The sequence below is a fragment of the Corynebacterium sp. genome (assembly GCF_030532195.1).
Lineage (GTDB): Bacteria > Actinomycetota > Actinomycetes > Mycobacteriales > Mycobacteriaceae > Corynebacterium.
In genome coordinates this window covers 512,397-527,151 of record NZ_JAUNLP010000001.1, presented here as the reverse complement: position 1 = coordinate 527,151, position 14,755 = coordinate 512,397, and the positions used below count along the sequence as shown (strand labels likewise).

General features: G+C 58.8%; 18 protein-coding genes. 17 read left to right on the top strand and 1 reads right to left on the bottom strand.

Annotation, left to right across the window (positions count from 1 at the left end):
- Positions 1 to 32: 32 nt before the first annotated feature.
- The 16 genes from prfA to Q4E11_RS02285 all read left to right on the top strand — a co-directional run bounded on the left by prfA (position 33) and on the right by Q4E11_RS02285 (position 13,853).
- Entirely contained in the window at positions 33 to 1,106 is a 1,074-nt protein-coding gene (prfA, locus tag Q4E11_RS02360; RefSeq protein WP_303163285.1) for a peptide chain release factor 1, read from the top strand.
- The gene (gene prmC, locus Q4E11_RS02355; protein ID WP_303163283.1) at positions 1,093 to 2,043 is read left to right on the top strand and encodes a peptide chain release factor N(5)-glutamine methyltransferase; all 951 of its coding nucleotides are present in this window, start codon (positions 1,093 to 1,095) and stop codon (positions 2,041 to 2,043) included. The genes prfA and prmC overlap by 14 nt, the downstream gene beginning before the upstream one ends.
- Before the next feature lie 49 nt (positions 2,044 to 2,092).
- Positions 2,093 to 2,749: an L-threonylcarbamoyladenylate synthase gene (locus tag Q4E11_RS02350; protein ID WP_303163281.1), complete on the top strand. Its 657-nt coding sequence runs from the start codon at positions 2,093 to 2,095 to the stop codon at positions 2,747 to 2,749.
- A 28-nt stretch (positions 2,750 to 2,777) separates the two neighbouring features.
- Entirely contained in the window at positions 2,778 to 4,022 is a 1,245-nt protein-coding gene (locus Q4E11_RS02345) for a glycosyltransferase family 4 protein (RefSeq protein ID WP_303163280.1), read from the top strand.
- Positions 4,019 to 4,468, top strand: coding sequence for a hypothetical protein (locus tag Q4E11_RS02340; protein WP_303163277.1), 450 nt, complete (start codon positions 4,019 to 4,021; stop codon positions 4,466 to 4,468). The genes Q4E11_RS02345 and Q4E11_RS02340 overlap by 4 nt, the downstream gene beginning before the upstream one ends.
- Positions 4,469 to 4,847: 379 nt before the next feature.
- On the top strand, positions 4,848 to 5,642 hold the full coding sequence (gene atpB, locus Q4E11_RS02335; RefSeq protein WP_303163276.1) for a F0F1 ATP synthase subunit A: 795 nt from the start codon (positions 4,848 to 4,850) through the stop codon (positions 5,640 to 5,642).
- Between the two features lie 142 nt (positions 5,643 to 5,784).
- Positions 5,785 to 6,036: an ATP synthase F0 subunit C gene (locus tag Q4E11_RS02330; protein ID WP_070429331.1), complete on the top strand. Its 252-nt coding sequence runs from the start codon at positions 5,785 to 5,787 to the stop codon at positions 6,034 to 6,036.
- Between the two features lie 30 nt (positions 6,037 to 6,066).
- Positions 6,067 to 6,630 (top strand): F0F1 ATP synthase subunit B, encoded by a 564-nt coding sequence (locus Q4E11_RS02325; RefSeq protein WP_303163275.1) that lies wholly within the window; start codon positions 6,067 to 6,069, stop codon positions 6,628 to 6,630.
- 5 nt (positions 6,631 to 6,635) lie between these two features.
- Complete coding sequence (locus Q4E11_RS02320; RefSeq protein ID WP_303163274.1) at positions 6,636 to 7,454, top strand: F0F1 ATP synthase subunit delta; 819 nt, start codon at positions 6,636 to 6,638, stop codon at positions 7,452 to 7,454.
- 54 nt (positions 7,455 to 7,508) lie between these two features.
- The gene (atpA, locus tag Q4E11_RS02315) at positions 7,509 to 9,152 is read left to right on the top strand and encodes a F0F1 ATP synthase subunit alpha (protein ID WP_303163273.1); all 1,644 of its coding nucleotides are present in this window, start codon (positions 7,509 to 7,511) and stop codon (positions 9,150 to 9,152) included.
- A 53-nt stretch (positions 9,153 to 9,205) separates the two neighbouring features.
- Positions 9,206 to 10,186 (top strand): F0F1 ATP synthase subunit gamma, encoded by a 981-nt coding sequence (locus tag Q4E11_RS02310; protein ID WP_303163272.1) that lies wholly within the window; start codon positions 9,206 to 9,208, stop codon positions 10,184 to 10,186.
- Between the two features lie 2 nt (positions 10,187 to 10,188).
- A complete protein-coding gene (atpD, locus tag Q4E11_RS02305; RefSeq protein ID WP_303163269.1) occupies positions 10,189 to 11,628 on the top strand; it encodes a F0F1 ATP synthase subunit beta in 1,440 nt (479 codons plus the stop codon).
- An 11-nt stretch (positions 11,629 to 11,639) separates the two neighbouring features.
- Positions 11,640 to 12,011, top strand: a complete 372-nt coding sequence (locus tag Q4E11_RS02300; protein WP_303163268.1) for a F0F1 ATP synthase subunit epsilon — start codon at positions 11,640 to 11,642, stop codon at positions 12,009 to 12,011.
- Between the two features lie 241 nt (positions 12,012 to 12,252).
- Positions 12,253 to 12,735 (top strand): DUF2550 domain-containing protein, encoded by a 483-nt coding sequence (locus Q4E11_RS02295; RefSeq protein WP_303163267.1) that lies wholly within the window; start codon positions 12,253 to 12,255, stop codon positions 12,733 to 12,735.
- Between the two features lie 66 nt (positions 12,736 to 12,801).
- Positions 12,802 to 13,494 carry an endonuclease NucS gene (nucS, locus tag Q4E11_RS02290; RefSeq protein WP_303163266.1) on the top strand — a complete coding sequence of 231 codons (693 nt, stop codon included), beginning with the start codon at positions 12,802 to 12,804 and terminating at the stop codon, positions 13,492 to 13,494.
- Positions 13,495 to 13,496: 2 nt separating this feature from the next.
- A complete protein-coding gene (locus Q4E11_RS02285; protein ID WP_303163264.1) occupies positions 13,497 to 13,853 on the top strand; it encodes an ATP/GTP-binding protein in 357 nt (118 codons plus the stop codon).
- An 87-nt stretch (positions 13,854 to 13,940) separates the two neighbouring features.
- Here Q4E11_RS02285 and mce read toward each other — a convergent pair whose 3' ends face one another.
- A complete protein-coding gene (mce, locus tag Q4E11_RS02280; protein WP_303163262.1) occupies positions 13,941 to 14,393 on the bottom strand; it encodes a methylmalonyl-CoA epimerase in 453 nt (150 codons plus the stop codon).
- A 31-nt stretch (positions 14,394 to 14,424) separates the two neighbouring features.
- On the opposite strand from mce, the gene Q4E11_RS02275 reads away from it, so the two are divergent.
- On the top strand, positions 14,425 to 14,730 hold the full coding sequence (locus tag Q4E11_RS02275) for a thiamine-binding protein (protein ID WP_303163487.1): 306 nt from the start codon (positions 14,425 to 14,427) through the stop codon (positions 14,728 to 14,730).
- The last annotated feature ends 25 nt before the right edge of the window (positions 14,731 to 14,755 follow it).

The following is a 14,755-nucleotide window of genomic DNA, read 5'->3' as shown; positions in this document are numbered from 1 at the left end:
ACAACACATACATCGAAATTGAGGAATGACTAATGGCTAATCAGGTTTCCGCAGTCGACGACATCCTTTCTGAGTACCACGGTTTGGAAGCACAGCTGGCCGATCCCGAGCTGCACAATGATCCGAAGGCTGCTCGCAAGGTCGGTAAGCGCTTCAATGAGCTGCAGCCGATCATCCAGACTCACAAGAAGCTGACCCAGGTTCAGGAGGATCTGGAGGCTGCTCGCGAGATGGCCTACGAGGACTCCGAGTTTGCAGCTGAGGCCGACCGCCTGGCTGAGGAGTCCGAGGAACTGGAGGAAAAGCTCGCTGACCTGCTGGCGCCGCGCGATCCGCACGATGGCGACGATATCGTCATGGAGATTAAGTCCGGTGCCGGCGGCGAAGAGGCATCGCTGTTTGCCGGTGAACTTGCCCGCATGTACCAGCGCTACGCCGAAAAGCACGGCTTCAGCACCGAAATTCTGGGTCTGTCCGAGTCGGATCTGGGCGGTGTGAAGGACATGACTATGTCCATTCGCGCTAAGAACCCGTCCCGCGACGGTGCCTGGAGCGTGTTCAAGTTCGAAGGTGGCGTGCACCGCGTCCAGCGCGTGCCGGTCACCGAGTCGCAGGGTCGCATCCAGACCTCCGCCGCCGGTGTGCTGGTCTACCCAGAACCTGACGAAGTCGAAGATGTCCACATCGAAGACAAGGATTTGCGTGTGGACGTCTACCGTTCCTCTGGTAAGGGCGGTCAGGGCGTTAACACCACTGACTCCGCAGTTCGTCTGACCCACTTGCCGACTGGCCTGGTTGTTACCTGCCAGAAAGAGCGCTCGCAGATTCAGAATAAGGCCCGTGCCATGCAGGTGCTGGCTGCTCGTCTGCAGCAGATGAAGGAAGAGGAAGCTGCTGAGGCCGCTTCTGACCAGCGCAAGTCGCAGGTGCGCAACATGGATCGCTCCGAGCGCATCCGCACCTACAACTTCCCGGAGAACCGTATCTCCGATCACCGCATCAACTACAAGGCGCACAACTTGGATTCCGTCCTTGGCGGTGACATGGATGACCTGCTCAAGGCCCTCCACGACGCGGAACGCGCTGAGCGCCTTGAGTCCGAGTAAGCGAAGCGCCAACACCGAAAACTCGCCGACACTGCCGGATACCGTCCGCACCCTCGGCGAGTTATTTCGCTATGCGCGCACCGTGCTTAACGACGCCGCGCTGACCTCCCCGGACGCAGACGCTCGAGCGCTCTTTGCAGCCGCTACAGGTGCGGGGCCAGGTGACATCATTTTCCGCGGTGATGAACCGTATACCGATTCTGCGGGACGTGCTCGACTAGTCCACATGCTTGCGCGGCGAGTAGCCCGCGAGCCATTGCAGCATATTCTCGGCACTGCTCCGATGATGAGCCTGGAGCTCAAAGTTGGGCCGGGTGTCTTTGTTCCTCGACCAGAGACGGAGCTCCTTGCGCAGTGGGCTATTGAACGAGCCGGTGAATTGGTCGCAAGTGACGTCGTTAAGCCCAAGATCGTCGATCTGTGCACGGGATCGGGGGCGCTTGCGCTTGCGATTGCCGACGCCCTGCCAGAAGCACAGGTCGTAGCAGTGGAACTGTCGGCGGCGGCGCGAAAGTGGGCGGAGCAGAATATCGCGGCATACGGCGATGGGCGCGTGCGTCTGCTTGCCGGGGACGTGACCGATTGCGAGCTGATCGGTGCTGACGGTGCATTGGCCCAGTGGGCGGGGCAGACCGACATCGTTGTATCCAACCCGCCGTATGTACCGGAGGCCACGGAAGTGGCCCCGGAGGTGCGCGCCGATCCGCATGATGCGGTATTTGGCGGCGACGATGGTTTGGATGTCATTCGTCCTATGATGAATCTGGTAGATGGTCTGGTGCGACCTGGGGGATTCGTCGGTATTGAACACGATGATTCTTCAGGTGGTGATGTCAGTGCATTGCTGGCAGATAGCTGGCACTACGCTGATGTGAGAGTTCACCAAGACTTCGCGGGGCGCGATCGTTTTACCGTCGCACGCAAGCCGGGTGCTTGAAATTACCTAAATATATACGCATGAGTTTTGAAGCAGGAGCAAAAATCTGATGAGCAGGATTATGGACTGCAGCACAGATGAAAATCGCGAACGCGCGATCACGACGGCAGTGGACGCTGTCAAGGCTGGTCGGCTGATTGTGATGCCGACGGACACGGTCTACGGCCTCGGCTGCGATGCCTTTGATAATCAGGCAGTCGCGTCACTGCTGCGTGCCAAGCACCGCGGCCCGGATATGCCGGTGCCGGTTTTGGTCGGCTCCTGGACCACCATCGAGGGCCTTGTTCGGGAATACACCCCGGCAGCCCGCGCACTGGTTGAAGCCTTCTGGCCGGGCGGCTTGTCGCTCGTGGTCAACCAGGCCCCGAGCCTGCCGTGGAACCTCGGCGACACCGCCGGTACCGTCATGCTGCGCATGCCGCTGCACCCGATTGCAATTGAGATTCTGCGTCGCACTGGCCCCATGGCTGTGTCGAGCGCGAACATCTCCGGGCAGGCGCCGGCCACCAACGCCGTGCGCGCAAAGCAGATGCTCGGTGGGGAAGCGGCCGTCTACGTCGACGGTGGCGAGGCCACTATTGGTACTCCTTCAACAATTGTCGACATTTCGACTCCGACTCCGCGTATTCTGCGCGAAGGGGCAGTCCCGGTGGAAGCCGTGGCTGAGGTACTCGGCACTACGGCCGAGCGTCTTCGCGGGCAGTAATTTCTAGCAGCAGTTTTCAGCAGGGACTATGACAAGCATTTTGGCAGCGCAGTCGGGTGGAGCAGGTGTGCCCATCCGAGAGCTCGCCATGCTTGTTTTAGTCGCAGCCGCGGTGAGCTATCTGCTCACGGGCGTGGTGCGCTACGTGCTGGTGCGCTCCGGGTGGCTTGATCAACCGCGCCTGCGCGATGTCCACGACATCCCAAAGCCAAGGCTTGGTGGCGTGGCGATGTACTCCGGAGTGCTCGCCGCCGTGGCGTTGGCCTCGGTCATGCCGGCACTCAACCGCGGTTTTCCACCTATGACACCCGATATGCGCGCAATTGTGGTTGCCGCATCAGTGCTGTTAGTGGTGGGAATTTGGGATGACCTCTTTGACCTGGATGCAATTACCAAGCTGATAGGCCAAATCGCTGCAGCGCTCTTGATGTCTTTCATGGGCGTCAACTGGTATCTGCTCTATATCCCATTTGGTGGCGGTTCCACGCTTATTCTCGACCCAATCATGTCCACAGTCTTTACTGTGTTGTTCACGGTCGCGCTCATCAACGCTTTCAACTTCGTCGACGGCATCGACGGACTCGCCGCCGGCCTGGGCATGATCGCCGCCGGCGCGATTCTGGTCTATTCGATGGTCATGCTCCATGACCAAGGTGGAACGGTTTCCGCATATCCGCCGGCCATGATTTCGGCGTGCCTCTTTGGCGCCTGCCTCGGCTTTCTGCCGCACAACTTCGAACCGGCGCGCATCTTCATGGGGGACTCCGGCGCAATGATGATCGGGCTGCTGCTCGCCGGTGCCTCCGTCTCGGCTTCCGGTCGCATCGCACCGTCTATGTACGGCACTGCCGACGTCATCGCCTTGATGTCGCCGATCTTGGTCGTCATCGCCGCCATCAGCGTGCCGATGCTCGACCTTCTCCTCGCTGTCATCCGCCGCGTCAGCCAGGGCAAGTCGCCCTTCTCACCAGACAAGATGCACATCCACCACCGTCTGCTGTCGATGGGGCACAGCCACCGCCGCGTCGTGCTGGTGCTCTACCTGTGGGTCTCCGTTGTCGCGTACGCCGCTGTCGCGACCACCGTGTTCCCATCGGAATTCGTCGCAATCACCTTTGGTCTGCTGCTTATCGTCGCGGTTATCTTCACCGTCCGCAGGCGCAATTCGCTTAACGACGGAGCCTCCAGCGGTAAGCAGCCTGGAAATAGTGGCGGCAGCCGACAGGCCCGCAGACAACGGCATGGCGGCAGAAGGTACAATCTTCGACCGTGACTGAAAAAACAACACCGGAGCCAGAGTCAAAGTACGACGACTCCAGGCGACCTTTGCTCGCAGCCCTTCGTTCGGGTGCCATCGCCCTTGCCGCCATCACAGTGCTCTCACTGCTTGTCTGGGGTGGTAAGAACGGCATGCCCGGTGTGTGGGGAGTACTGCTAGGTGCCGGTATCAGTGGTGGATTCGTATTAATTACGGTGCTGGGCATTCTCTTTACTGCCCGTACAACTCCTGCAACGACGCTCGCTGTCGTGCTCGGTGGATGGCTGCTGAAGATTATCGTGCTGATCGGAATCTTGGTTCTTATTAGAGATCTTGAGTTTTACGACAACATGACATTCTTCGTCACCGTGATTCTTACATTGCTGGTTACACTCGGCGCTGAAGTGTGGGGAATGTCGCAATCTAACCTCACTTACGTCCAGCCGGAGAAGAAAGAATAGTGTTCTGACCTGCTGAGAACATGAAGTTTGTCTACAAAACTGCAGGTTAAGGACATTTTGCAGGAAATCTGCAGCGCATGCCACAAATAGAGGCCAAAACCCAACTGGGGTGTTGGCCTCTTTGTGGTTTTCGGGGTCGGTTTCGCGGGGGTGTACCGGGTGGGGAATTTGAGTCGAAACTGTTATCCTGAGTTTCGGGTAAGACGGCCTGTAGGGGATTAAACAGAGTTTCCACAGGTACGGTCCCCGTGAGCGCCGTGCTGATGAGCGAATGGAATCCGCGGCGCGACACGTTAAATGACGTCCTTCGCACCGCTTGACAATAGTTCTAGCGGCCCAATCACGGGAGAGAACGCTGAGCGTTACAACACTTGCCGAGATGCGGGGTGAGTTCCACTCACCCAACTTGCAGGAGGAGTATTTCCCGGGTGAACAATTTGGTGACTTCATCTTCGGAGGTGCTGGCGACTGGTTCGCCATGGACCGTCTGATGGTCGTTCGCCTTTTGATGGCCGTTATCGTCGCCGTGTTCTTCGTCGTCGCAATGCGTCGTCCGAAGCTCGTGCCGACTGGTATGCAGAACGTTGCGGAGTTGATGCTGGACTTCGTCCGCATCCACATCGCGGAGGAGATTCTGGGTAAGAAGGAGGGGCGTCGTTTCCTTCCGGTTCTGACCACCATCTTCTTCCTTGTTATCTCGATGAATATTGCGGCCGTTATTCCTGGCCTCAATATTTCGCCAAACGCCCGAATCGGTATGCCGCTGGTTCTGGCGCTGTTCGCTTACATTGCCTTCATCTACGCGGGCTCGAAGAAGATGGGCTTCTTCAAGTACGTGAAGTCGACCGTAGTGATTCCGAACTTGCCACCGGCGCTCCACATCATCGTGGTGCCTATCGAGATTCTCTCCACCTTCGTTCTCCGTCCAGTTACGCTGACCATCCGTCTGATGGCCAACATGCTGGCGGGCCACATGGTTCTAGTCCTGCTGTTCGGTGCCACGAACTTCTTCTTCTGGCAGCTGAATGGTTGGACCGCCCTGTCCGGGTTGACCCTCATTGCTGCTGTAGCATTCACGCTGTTCGAGCTGCTGGTGATTTTCCTGCAGGCGTACATCTTCGCCCTGCTGAGCGCCGTATACATCGAACTGTCGCTACACGCAGACGAGCACTAGCCCACAATAAAGAGGCCGCACACTTCGGCAATAAGGCCTCGTCAATTTAATAGCAAGACCCACTTGACCCATAAACCCCGGTTTTACCTAAATAGCAACTGATTTCTCCGGGGTCATCCTTTAAGAAAGGGAACGGTTCATAATGAACGACGTCATCCTCTCCGCCCAGGACGCTGTCCAGGCTGTCGACACCAACTCCGGCCTGAAGACCATCGGTTACGGTCTGTCCACCCTGGGCCCGGGCCTCGGCATCGGCATCGTCGCCGGCAAGACCGTTGAGGGTATGGCACGCCAGCCAGAGATGGCCGGCCAGCTGCGTACCACCATGTTCCTGGGTATCGCCTTCACTGAGGCCCTCGCCCTGATCGGCCTGGTCGCAGGCTTCGTTTTCTAAGTCCGGACCTCAAGCGGAGAACATTAAACCATGACAGATTTCACCTTTTTGCTGGCAGCGGAGGGCCTCCCAATGGGAGAGTCCATCAACCCGCTGCTGCCAAAGACATATGACATCGTCTGGTCTCTTGTCCCGCTGGTAGTTATCCTGGTTCTCTTCTGGAAGCTCGTTCTTCCGAAGTTCCAGGAGGTCCTGACCGAGCGGGAGGACCGGATTGAGGGCGGCATTGAACGCGCTGAGGCTGCACAGGCCGAGGCAAAGGCCGCTCTGGAAAAGTACAACAGTCAGCTCGCTGAGGCCCGCACTGAAGCAGCAAAGATTCGCGACGAAGCCCGTGCACAGGGTCAGCGCATCATTGCAGACGCTACGACCAAGGCCAACGACGAGAGCGCACGAATCATCGAGTCCGGTGAAAAGCAGCTTGCTGCCCAGCGTGAGCAGGTAGTCGCAGAGCTGCGCAAGGAAATGGGCCAGAATTCCATCAATCTGGCTGAGCGCCTCCTGGGCGAGCAGCTGTCCGATGAGGTTCGTACCTCCTCGACGATTGATAATTTCCTGTCCAACCTTGACACCGTGGCTCCGGCCGGAAAGTAGGCGACATGCACGCAGCAAGCCGCGAATCCCTGGCAGCACTGAGCAAGCGCCTGGATGCCGCCGTCGGCGGCGACCAGATTTCAGTCGCTCAGGCTGCTCAGACTGGTTCCGAGCTTTTCGACATCGTCGAGGTCCTGGACTCCGACCGCGGCCTGCGTGTCGCTGTCGCCGACCCTTCGGCGACTGCGGAACAGCGTTCCGGCCTTGTCCGGAGCCTGTTCGCGGGCAAGGTATCTGAGACGACACTTAACATCGTCGTGGATGCTGCCGCGCAGGTATGGTCCACCCCGCGTGAACTGCGCGAGGGACTGGTGGAGCTGGGTCGTCGTGCCCTTCTTCGCTCCGCCGAAGGCCAGGGACAGCTCGAGACCGTTGAGTCCGAACTGTTCCAACTAGGACATATCCTGGCTGAGCAGTCGCAGCTTGAACAGCTGCTGGCCGACAAGGCCGCAACCCCCGAAGCCAAGCGTGGGCTCCTGGCCTCTGTGCTGTACGGCAAGGTCACCTCGGTGACTGAGACCCTGGCACTGCAGGCTGTTGGACGCCCATCCAAGCGCCCCGCGGACGACATTGACTCCCTGTCCCGGCTAGCCGCCGGCCTGCGGAACCACGTCGTCGCTCGCGTGACCAGTGTCACCGCCCTCTCTGACGAGCAAGAGCGCGCACTGGCGGACAAGCTCGGCCGAGTCTACGGCAAGGCGATGTCCATCCACACCGTTATCGATAAGTCGATTATTGGTGGACTGGTCATCCGGGTTGGCGACGAGGTCATCGACGGTAGCCTTTCAACGAAGCTTGAGAAGCTGCGCGTCGGCCTCGGCTGACGGATGGTTTAGACGATTAATCACTGGAAGAATATTACCGAGAGCAGGAAGAACATGGCGGAGCTGACGATCTCCTCCGACGAGATCCGTAGCGCGATTGCGAACTACACCTCGAGCTACTCCCCGGAGGCCTCCCGCGAGGAGGTTGGCGTTGTTATCAGTGCAGCTGATGGTATCGCCCAGGTTTCGGGAATGCCGTCGGTCATGACGAATGAGCTTCTTGAGTTCCCAGGCGGCGTCATTGGCGTCGCACAGAACCTTGACACCGACAAGGTCGGCGTCGTGGTCCTGGGTAACTTCGAGTCGCTTAAAGAGGGTGACGAGGTAAAGCGGACGGGTGACGTCCTTTCAATTCCGGTCGGGGATAACTTCCTCGGTCGCGTTATCAACCCCCTGGGCCAGCCTATTGACGGCCTGGGCGACATTGAGGCTGAAGAGGACCGCGTCCTCGAGCTGCAGGCACCTTCCGTGCTGCAGCGTCAGCCAGTTGAAGAGCCGATGGCTACTGGTATTAAGGCCATCGACGCTATGACCCCAATTGGTCGTGGTCAGCGTCAGCTGATCATTGGTGACCGTAAGACCGGTAAGACCGCGGTCTGCCTGGACACCATCTTGAACCAGAAGGCTAACTGGGAGTCCGGCGACCCGGACAAGCAGGTGCGATGCATCTACGTTGCCGTTGGTCAGAAGGGCTCGACCATCGCTGGTGTGCGCCAGACCCTCGAGGAGCAGGGCGCACTTGAGTACACCACCATCGTCGCTGCCCCGGCGTCGGATGCCGCAGGCTTTAAGTGGCTTGCACCATTCGCAGGCGCCGCACTGGGACAGCACTGGATGTACCAGGGCAAGCACGTCTTGGTTATCTACGATGACTTGACCAAGCAGGCAGAGGCATACCGTGCCATCTCGCTGCTGCTGCGTCGCCCACCGGGACGCGAAGCTTACCCGGGTGACGTCTTCTACCTGCACTCCCGTCTGCTGGAGCGTGCTGCAAAGCTCTCCGACGACATGGGTGCTGGCTCGCTGACCGCACTGCCGATCATCGAAACCAAGGCAAACGACGTGTCGGCCTTCATTCCGACCAACGTCATTTCCATTACTGACGGCCAGGTCTTCCTCGAGTCTGATCTGTTCAACCAGGGTGTCCGCCCGGCTATTAACGTCGGTGTCTCGGTCTCCCGTGTTGGTGGTGCCGCTCAGACCAAGGGTATGAAGAAGGTTTCCGGTAACCTGCGTCTTGACCTCGCTGCTTACCGCGACCTGGAAGCATTCGCAATGTTCGCTTCCGACCTGGATGACGCTTCCAAGCGTCAGCTCGAGCGCGGTCAGCGTCTGGTTGAGCTGCTGAAGCAGAAGGAAAACCACCCGCAGCCGGTCGAGTACCAGATGACCTCCATCTTCCTCGCAGGCGAGGGCGAGTTCGACGATGTCCCGGTTGAGGATGTCCGTCGCTTCGAGGCTGAGTTGTTGGAGCACCTGCAGGACACCCAGAAGCCGGTCTTTGAACAGATCGCTGGCGGCGTCCCGTTCTCCGACGAGTCCAAGGCTGCTCTGAAGTCCGCAACTGCTAACTTCAAGAAGTCTTTCCAGACCTCCGAGGGTGCCCCGCTGGCTTCCGAGGCTCCGGTCGACGCACTGAACGCCGACGAGCTGAAGAAGCAGCAGATTACGGTCTCCCGCAAGACTGCCAAGAATTAGGCAGGTTGAGCTACTCAATGACCGTTTTCGCAAAAGAAGGGAGGGAATAGGACATGGCGAATCTTCGTGAACTTCGAGCTCGCATCAAGTCGGTGAACTCGACCAAGAAGATCACCAAGGCCCAGGAGCTTATCGCTACCTCGCGCATTACTAAGGCGCAGCGTCGCGTGGCAGACTCCCAGCCGTACGCCGACGAAATCGAGAAGGTCATCGGACGTCTCGCATCGGCTTCGTCGCTGGATCACCCAATGCTGGTTCAGCGTGAGGGTGCCCAGCGTGTCGCAGTCCTGGTTGTCACCAGTGACCGTGGCATGTGTGGCGGCTACAACCACAATGTCCTCACTAAGGCCGCAGAGCTGCGGACCGCCCTGGAGGAAAAGGGCCATGAGGTCGTTCTCTACGTAACTGGCCGCAAGGGTATCGAGTACTACGACTTCCGTGGTGTCGAGCTCGCCGGTACGTGGGAGGGCTTCTCTCAGGACCCGGACTACGCCGCAACGCACGACGTGCGTCGCCACCTCATCGATGGCTTCACCGCAACGTCGGATAGCACCGCGAAGTACCGCGAAGGCCTGCGTGTTGCCGAGGGCGAGCCCATTCAGGGCTTCGACCAGGTACACGTTGTCTACACGGAATTCGTTTCCATGCTTTCTCAGACCCCGCGTGCACACCAGATGCTCCCAATCGAGCCTGTGTACGAGGACGTCGAGATCGCACAAGGTGAGGACATGCTTTCCGACGGATCGGATGAGCTCACCGCGGACTACGAGTTCGAGCCTGATCCCGACACCCTGTTGGCAGAGCTCCTGCCGCAGTACGTGTCTCGCACCCTGTTTGCAGTGATGCTCGAGGCCGCTGCCTCTGAGTCCGCTGCCCGTCGTAACGCTATGAAGTCTGCGACGGACAACGCTACCGAGCTGGTCAAGGACCTCTCGCGTGTTGCAAACCAGGCACGTCAGGCACAGATTACCCAGGAAATCACAGAAATCGTCGGTGGCGCCGGTGCGCTCGACGACAGCGGAGAAAGTGACTAGATATGAGCACAGCTCTAAATGAGCAGAACACCACCACGGCTGTGGGCCGTGTTGTGCGTGTCATCGGTGCCGTCGTCGACGTGGAGTTCCCGCGTAACGAACTGCCGGCACTTTACAACGCGCTGACCGTGGAAGTTACTCTTCCTTCGGTCGCAAAGACCATCGTCCTCGAGACTGCTCAGCACCTCGGTGACAACATGGTTCGTACCATTGCTATGGCCCCGACCGACGGCCTTGTCCGCGGTTCCGAGGTCAAGGACACCGGTAAGCCGATTTCGGTTCCGGTTGGTGACATCGTCAAGGGTCACGTCTTTAACGCAATGGGCGACTGCCTGGATGAGCCGGGTCTGGGTCGCGATGGCGAGCAGTGGGGCATCCACCGCGAGCCGCCGGCTTTCGACCAGCTCGAGGGTAAGACCGAGATTCTGGAAACCGGTATTAAGGTCATCGACCTGCTGACCCCGTACGTAAAGGGCGGCAAGATTGGTCTGTTCGGTGGTGCAGGTGTCGGTAAGACCGTCCTTATTCAGGAGATGATTACTCGTATTGCACGAGAGTTCTCCGGTACTTCGGTCTTCGCCGGTGTTGGTGAGCGTACCCGTGAGGGCACCGACCTCTTCCTGGAAATGGAAGAGATGGGCGTTCTCCAGGACACCGCCCTGGTCTTCGGCCAGATGGATGAGCCTCCGGGAGTCCGTATGCGCGTCGCGCTGTCCGGCCTGACCATGGCTGAGTACTTCCGTGACGTTCAGCACCAGGACGTGCTGCTCTTCATTGACAACATCTTCCGTTTCACCCAGGCCGGTTCTGAGGTCTCGACCCTGCTGGGTCGTATGCCTTCCGCCGTGGGTTACCAGCCGACCCTGGCTGACGAGATGGGTGTTCTGCAGGAGCGCATTACCTCCACCAAGGGCCGTTCGATTACCTCTCTGCAGGCCGTTTACGTTCCTGCCGACGACTACACCGACCCGGCCCCGGCAACGACCTTCGCCCACCTCGACGCAACCACCGAGCTCGACCGCTCGATTGCTTCGAAGGGTATTTACCCGGCAGTGAACCCGCTGACCTCGACCTCTCGTATTCTCGAGCCGTCGATCGTCGGTGAGGAGCACTACCGCGTTGCTCAGCAGGTTATTAACATCCTGCAGAAGAACAAGGAACTCCAGGACATCATCGCCATCCTCGGTATGGACGAGCTGTCCGAGGAGGACAAGGTGACCGTGCAGCGTGCACGTCGTATCCAGCGATTCTTGGGTCAGAACTTCTTCGTTGCACAGAAGTTCACGGGTCTGCCTGGTTCGTACGTCCCGCTGAAGGACACCATCGAAGCCTTCGACCGCATCTGCAAGGGCGACTTCGACAACTACCCAGAAATGGCCTTCGACGGCCTGGGTGGCCTCGACGATGTCGAGAAGAAGTACGCTGAAATGCAGAAGAAGTAAGGGGCATCCTCATGGCTGAAATCACCACTGAACTGGTCGCTGTTGAGCGTCCGCTCTGGAAGGGCAAGGCCACCCTGGTCTCTGCCCAGACCACTGAGGGTGAGATCGGCGTGCTGCCCGGACACCAGCCGTTGCTTGGCCAGCTGGTCAACAACGGTGCGGTGACCATCAAGACCGCTGACGGCGAAACCCTCGTCGCTTCGGTCCAGGGTGGGTTCATTTCCGTGTCGTCCTCGAAGATTTCTATCCTCGCGGACAGGGCAATGTGGGCTGACGAGGTTGATCTTTCCGACGCCGAGTCCAAGCTTGCTTCGGATGACCCTGAAGTAAAGGCACAGGGTGAGTCGGAGGTCCGCGCGGCTCGTCGCGCAACTTCGAAGTAACCTAGTGGCCTGAACATCCGGTCGCACGACCGTATTCTTCCTGCTTCTATAAGACGAGGCGGTGAGTTTTCCAAGATGATTCTTGGGAGGTTCGCCGTCTCGTTTTTCTTATACTTTTTTCATACCTTTGCAACAATCGGGTAAGATTTGTAAAAAGCCTCTACTGCGCTTTTGACCCAAGGTTCGTCATCTATTCCCCGGATTGCGAGGCTGGCAGGCTGTGTTTTCGAGCGTAACCCTGATGTCTATCGTGTTTATGATCATCGGTGCGATTTTGATTATTGGCGGAGCTCTTGCTCTGTGGCGTTTCGCAAGCCTGCATGCCAAGGGGACGCCGATGATTGCCCGACCGATTCCGGCCGCTGACGGCGCTCATTGGCGTCATGGTGTCATGGTTTACACCGAGTCCTGCCTAAAGCTGTATAAGCTACGTTCGCTGCGGCCCGGTCGTGATGCTGAGTTTGCCCGTAACGATGTCAAGATTCTCGATCGTCGAGATCCCACTGACGTCGAAGCGGGCTTTTTTCAACCCGGTTTAAGGGTAGTGCGCATTGACTCGGCAAAAAATGGGCAGTGGGAACTGGCTCTGGACTCATCTGCGGATACCGCGCTTGTGGCGTGGGTGGAATCGAAGCCGTCGTCACGCCAGACCCGAGAACTTCCGACCAATATTGAGCGCCGGTTCCGTCACGTGGCTGACCGCGGACGTCGGGCGCAAAAGTAGCGGCAAAAGTAGAGGGAAACGGGTTCTAAGTTTTTGCCTTGACCGGGCGCACGTTAGGGTAGGGGAATGCGCCTAGTCATTGCCGAATGCACCGTCGACTACGTCGGTCGCCTGAATGCCCACTTGCCGCTTGCCCCACGCCTGCTGTTGGTCAAGGCGGATGGTTCGGTGTCCGTACACGCCGATGACCGTGCATATAAGCCACTGAACTGGATGACTCCTCCGTGCACGCTGACGGAAAAGGAGATTCTCGACGAGTCCGGAGAGGACACCGGCGAGATGCTTTGGGTCGTAGAGAATAAGAAGCGTGAGCAGCTGCGTATTACCATCGCCAAGGTGCTTGCTGATAGCACCTATGAGCTCGGGGAAGACCCGGGACTTGAAAAGGACGGTGTGGAAGCACACCTGCAGGAGCTGCTCGCAGATCAGTTTTCCACCTTCGGTGAGGGCTATACCCTGATTCGTCGCGAATACCCGACGGCAATTGGTCCGGTCGATCTGCTTGGGCGTGATGAAAACGGCGCGACTGTTGCCGTCGAGGTCAAACGTCGCGGCGGAATCGACGGTGTGGAGCAGCTGACTCGCTATCTGGATATGCTCAACCGCGATGAGCTGCTCGCACCGGTGACAGGTATCTTTGCCGCCCAGGAAATCAAGCCGCAGGCCAAGACACTCGCGGAAGATCGTGGTATTCGCTGTGTGACCGTCGATTATGATGCCCTGCGCGGTCTGGAATCCAACGAATTGCGGTTGTTCTAGTTATGCCTCGCAGAAATCACAAGCGTCGCGGTAACGGACAGGGCAGGGGCGGCAAGAATAGCCGCAGGCGTGGCGGGAACAGTTCACTGCCGGCCTTCGGCTCCACCTTCCAGTCCACTCGAACTGAGTCCGGTCCGGCCGGTTGGCAGGACGTGGACTTCTCAGTGCGCAACATCAGTGCCGGACAGTCCACCAAGGTCTACCGCTGCCCGGGCTGTGATCAGGAAATTATGCCGGGGACCTCTCATATTGTCGCCTGGCCGCAGCACTATGGGGCGGGTGCCGATGACCGTCGCCACTGGCACACCAACTGCTGGCGCAACAGAGCCCACCGCACCATCACTCGGCGCTGGGGATAAGGGAATAGCGACCGATACGCGATGGGAAGCGATGGGCTCTGGGGCATGGCGCCGTCGAAAAGCAATCAGACGGCGTAGTGCATAAATTTACTTAGCCGGCTCAACGAGCTCCAGCAGCACGCCACCTGCATCCTTCGGGTGGATGAAGTTGATGCGCGAACCCGCGGTGCCGATCTTCGGTTCCGGGTAGAGCACGCGGGTGCCCTGCTCCTTCAGATGAGCCATCAGGGCCTCCAGATCAGTGACGCGAACTGCGTACTGCTGGATACCCGGGCCCTTCTTATCCAGGTACTTTGCAATGGTGGACTGCTCATTCAGCGGTGCGAGAATCTGAACCAGAGTGCCGCCCTCGACCTTGTCAGCCGGGCCGAGCATTGCCTCGTGGACGCCCTGCTCTTCGTTGACCTCATCGTGGTAATTGATAAAGCCGAGATTTGCGCGGTACCACTCGACAGCCGCATCAAAATCCGGAACTGCGACGCCGACGTGATCGACGGCGACTACGTACTTATGGGGAACTGGAATCTGTGACTCACTCATGATTCCAAGAATACCCGCTATCATCGGCGCCATGATTGTCGCGTTTTCTGTTGCCCCCACTTTCTCCGATCCTGACCAGGGAATGGCCGAGGCCGTCGCCGAAGCCGTTCGGGTAGTCCGCGAATCGGGACTGCCCAATGAGACCAACGCAATGTTCACGCTCGTGGAAGGCGAGTGGGATGAGGTCATGGACGTCATTAAGCGTGCCACCGAGGCCGTGACGCGCGTCAGTCCGCGCACGTCGCTGGTGATTAAGGCGGACATCCGCAATGGGTACACCGGGCAGTTGCGCGCAAAGGTCGACGCGGTGGAAGACGTCTTGAATGAGGCCGACTAGCGTAGGCTTTTAAGGCGCTTGACGA

Coding starts and splice junctions, on each gene's coding strand:
- Q4E11_RS02345 (WP_303163280.1), top strand. CDS start 2,778: ATGACAAGCATTTTGGCAGCGCAGTCGGGTGGAGCAGGTGTGCCCATC.
- Q4E11_RS02320 (WP_303163274.1), top strand. CDS start 6,636: ATGCACGCAGCAAGCCGCGAATCCCTGGCAGCACTGAGCAAGCGCCTG.
- Q4E11_RS02310 (WP_303163272.1), top strand. CDS start 9,206: ATGGCGAATCTTCGTGAACTTCGAGCTCGCATCAAGTCGGTGAACTCG.
- Q4E11_RS02285 (WP_303163264.1), top strand. CDS start 13,497: ATGCCTCGCAGAAATCACAAGCGTCGCGGTAACGGACAGGGCAGGGGC.
- Q4E11_RS02350 (WP_303163281.1), top strand. CDS start 2,093: ATGAGCAGGATTATGGACTGCAGCACAGATGAAAATCGCGAACGCGCG.
- prfA (WP_303163285.1), top strand. CDS start 33: ATGGCTAATCAGGTTTCCGCAGTCGACGACATCCTTTCTGAGTACCAC.
- atpD (WP_303163269.1), top strand. CDS start 10,189: ATGAGCACAGCTCTAAATGAGCAGAACACCACCACGGCTGTGGGCCGT.
- Q4E11_RS02300 (WP_303163268.1), top strand. CDS start 11,640: ATGGCTGAAATCACCACTGAACTGGTCGCTGTTGAGCGTCCGCTCTGG.
- Q4E11_RS02275 (WP_303163487.1), top strand. CDS start 14,425: ATGATTGTCGCGTTTTCTGTTGCCCCCACTTTCTCCGATCCTGACCAG.
- nucS (WP_303163266.1), top strand. CDS start 12,802: ATGCGCCTAGTCATTGCCGAATGCACCGTCGACTACGTCGGTCGCCTG.
- atpB (WP_303163276.1), top strand. CDS start 4,848: ATGCGGGGTGAGTTCCACTCACCCAACTTGCAGGAGGAGTATTTCCCG.
- Q4E11_RS02325 (WP_303163275.1), top strand. CDS start 6,067: ATGACAGATTTCACCTTTTTGCTGGCAGCGGAGGGCCTCCCAATGGGA.
- Q4E11_RS02295 (WP_303163267.1), top strand. CDS start 12,253: ATGTCTATCGTGTTTATGATCATCGGTGCGATTTTGATTATTGGCGGA.
- atpA (WP_303163273.1), top strand. CDS start 7,509: ATGGCGGAGCTGACGATCTCCTCCGACGAGATCCGTAGCGCGATTGCG.
- mce (WP_303163262.1), bottom strand. CDS start 14,393: ATGAGTGAGTCACAGATTCCAGTTCCCCATAAGTACGTAGTCGCCGTC.
- Q4E11_RS02330 (WP_070429331.1), top strand. CDS start 5,785: ATGAACGACGTCATCCTCTCCGCCCAGGACGCTGTCCAGGCTGTCGAC.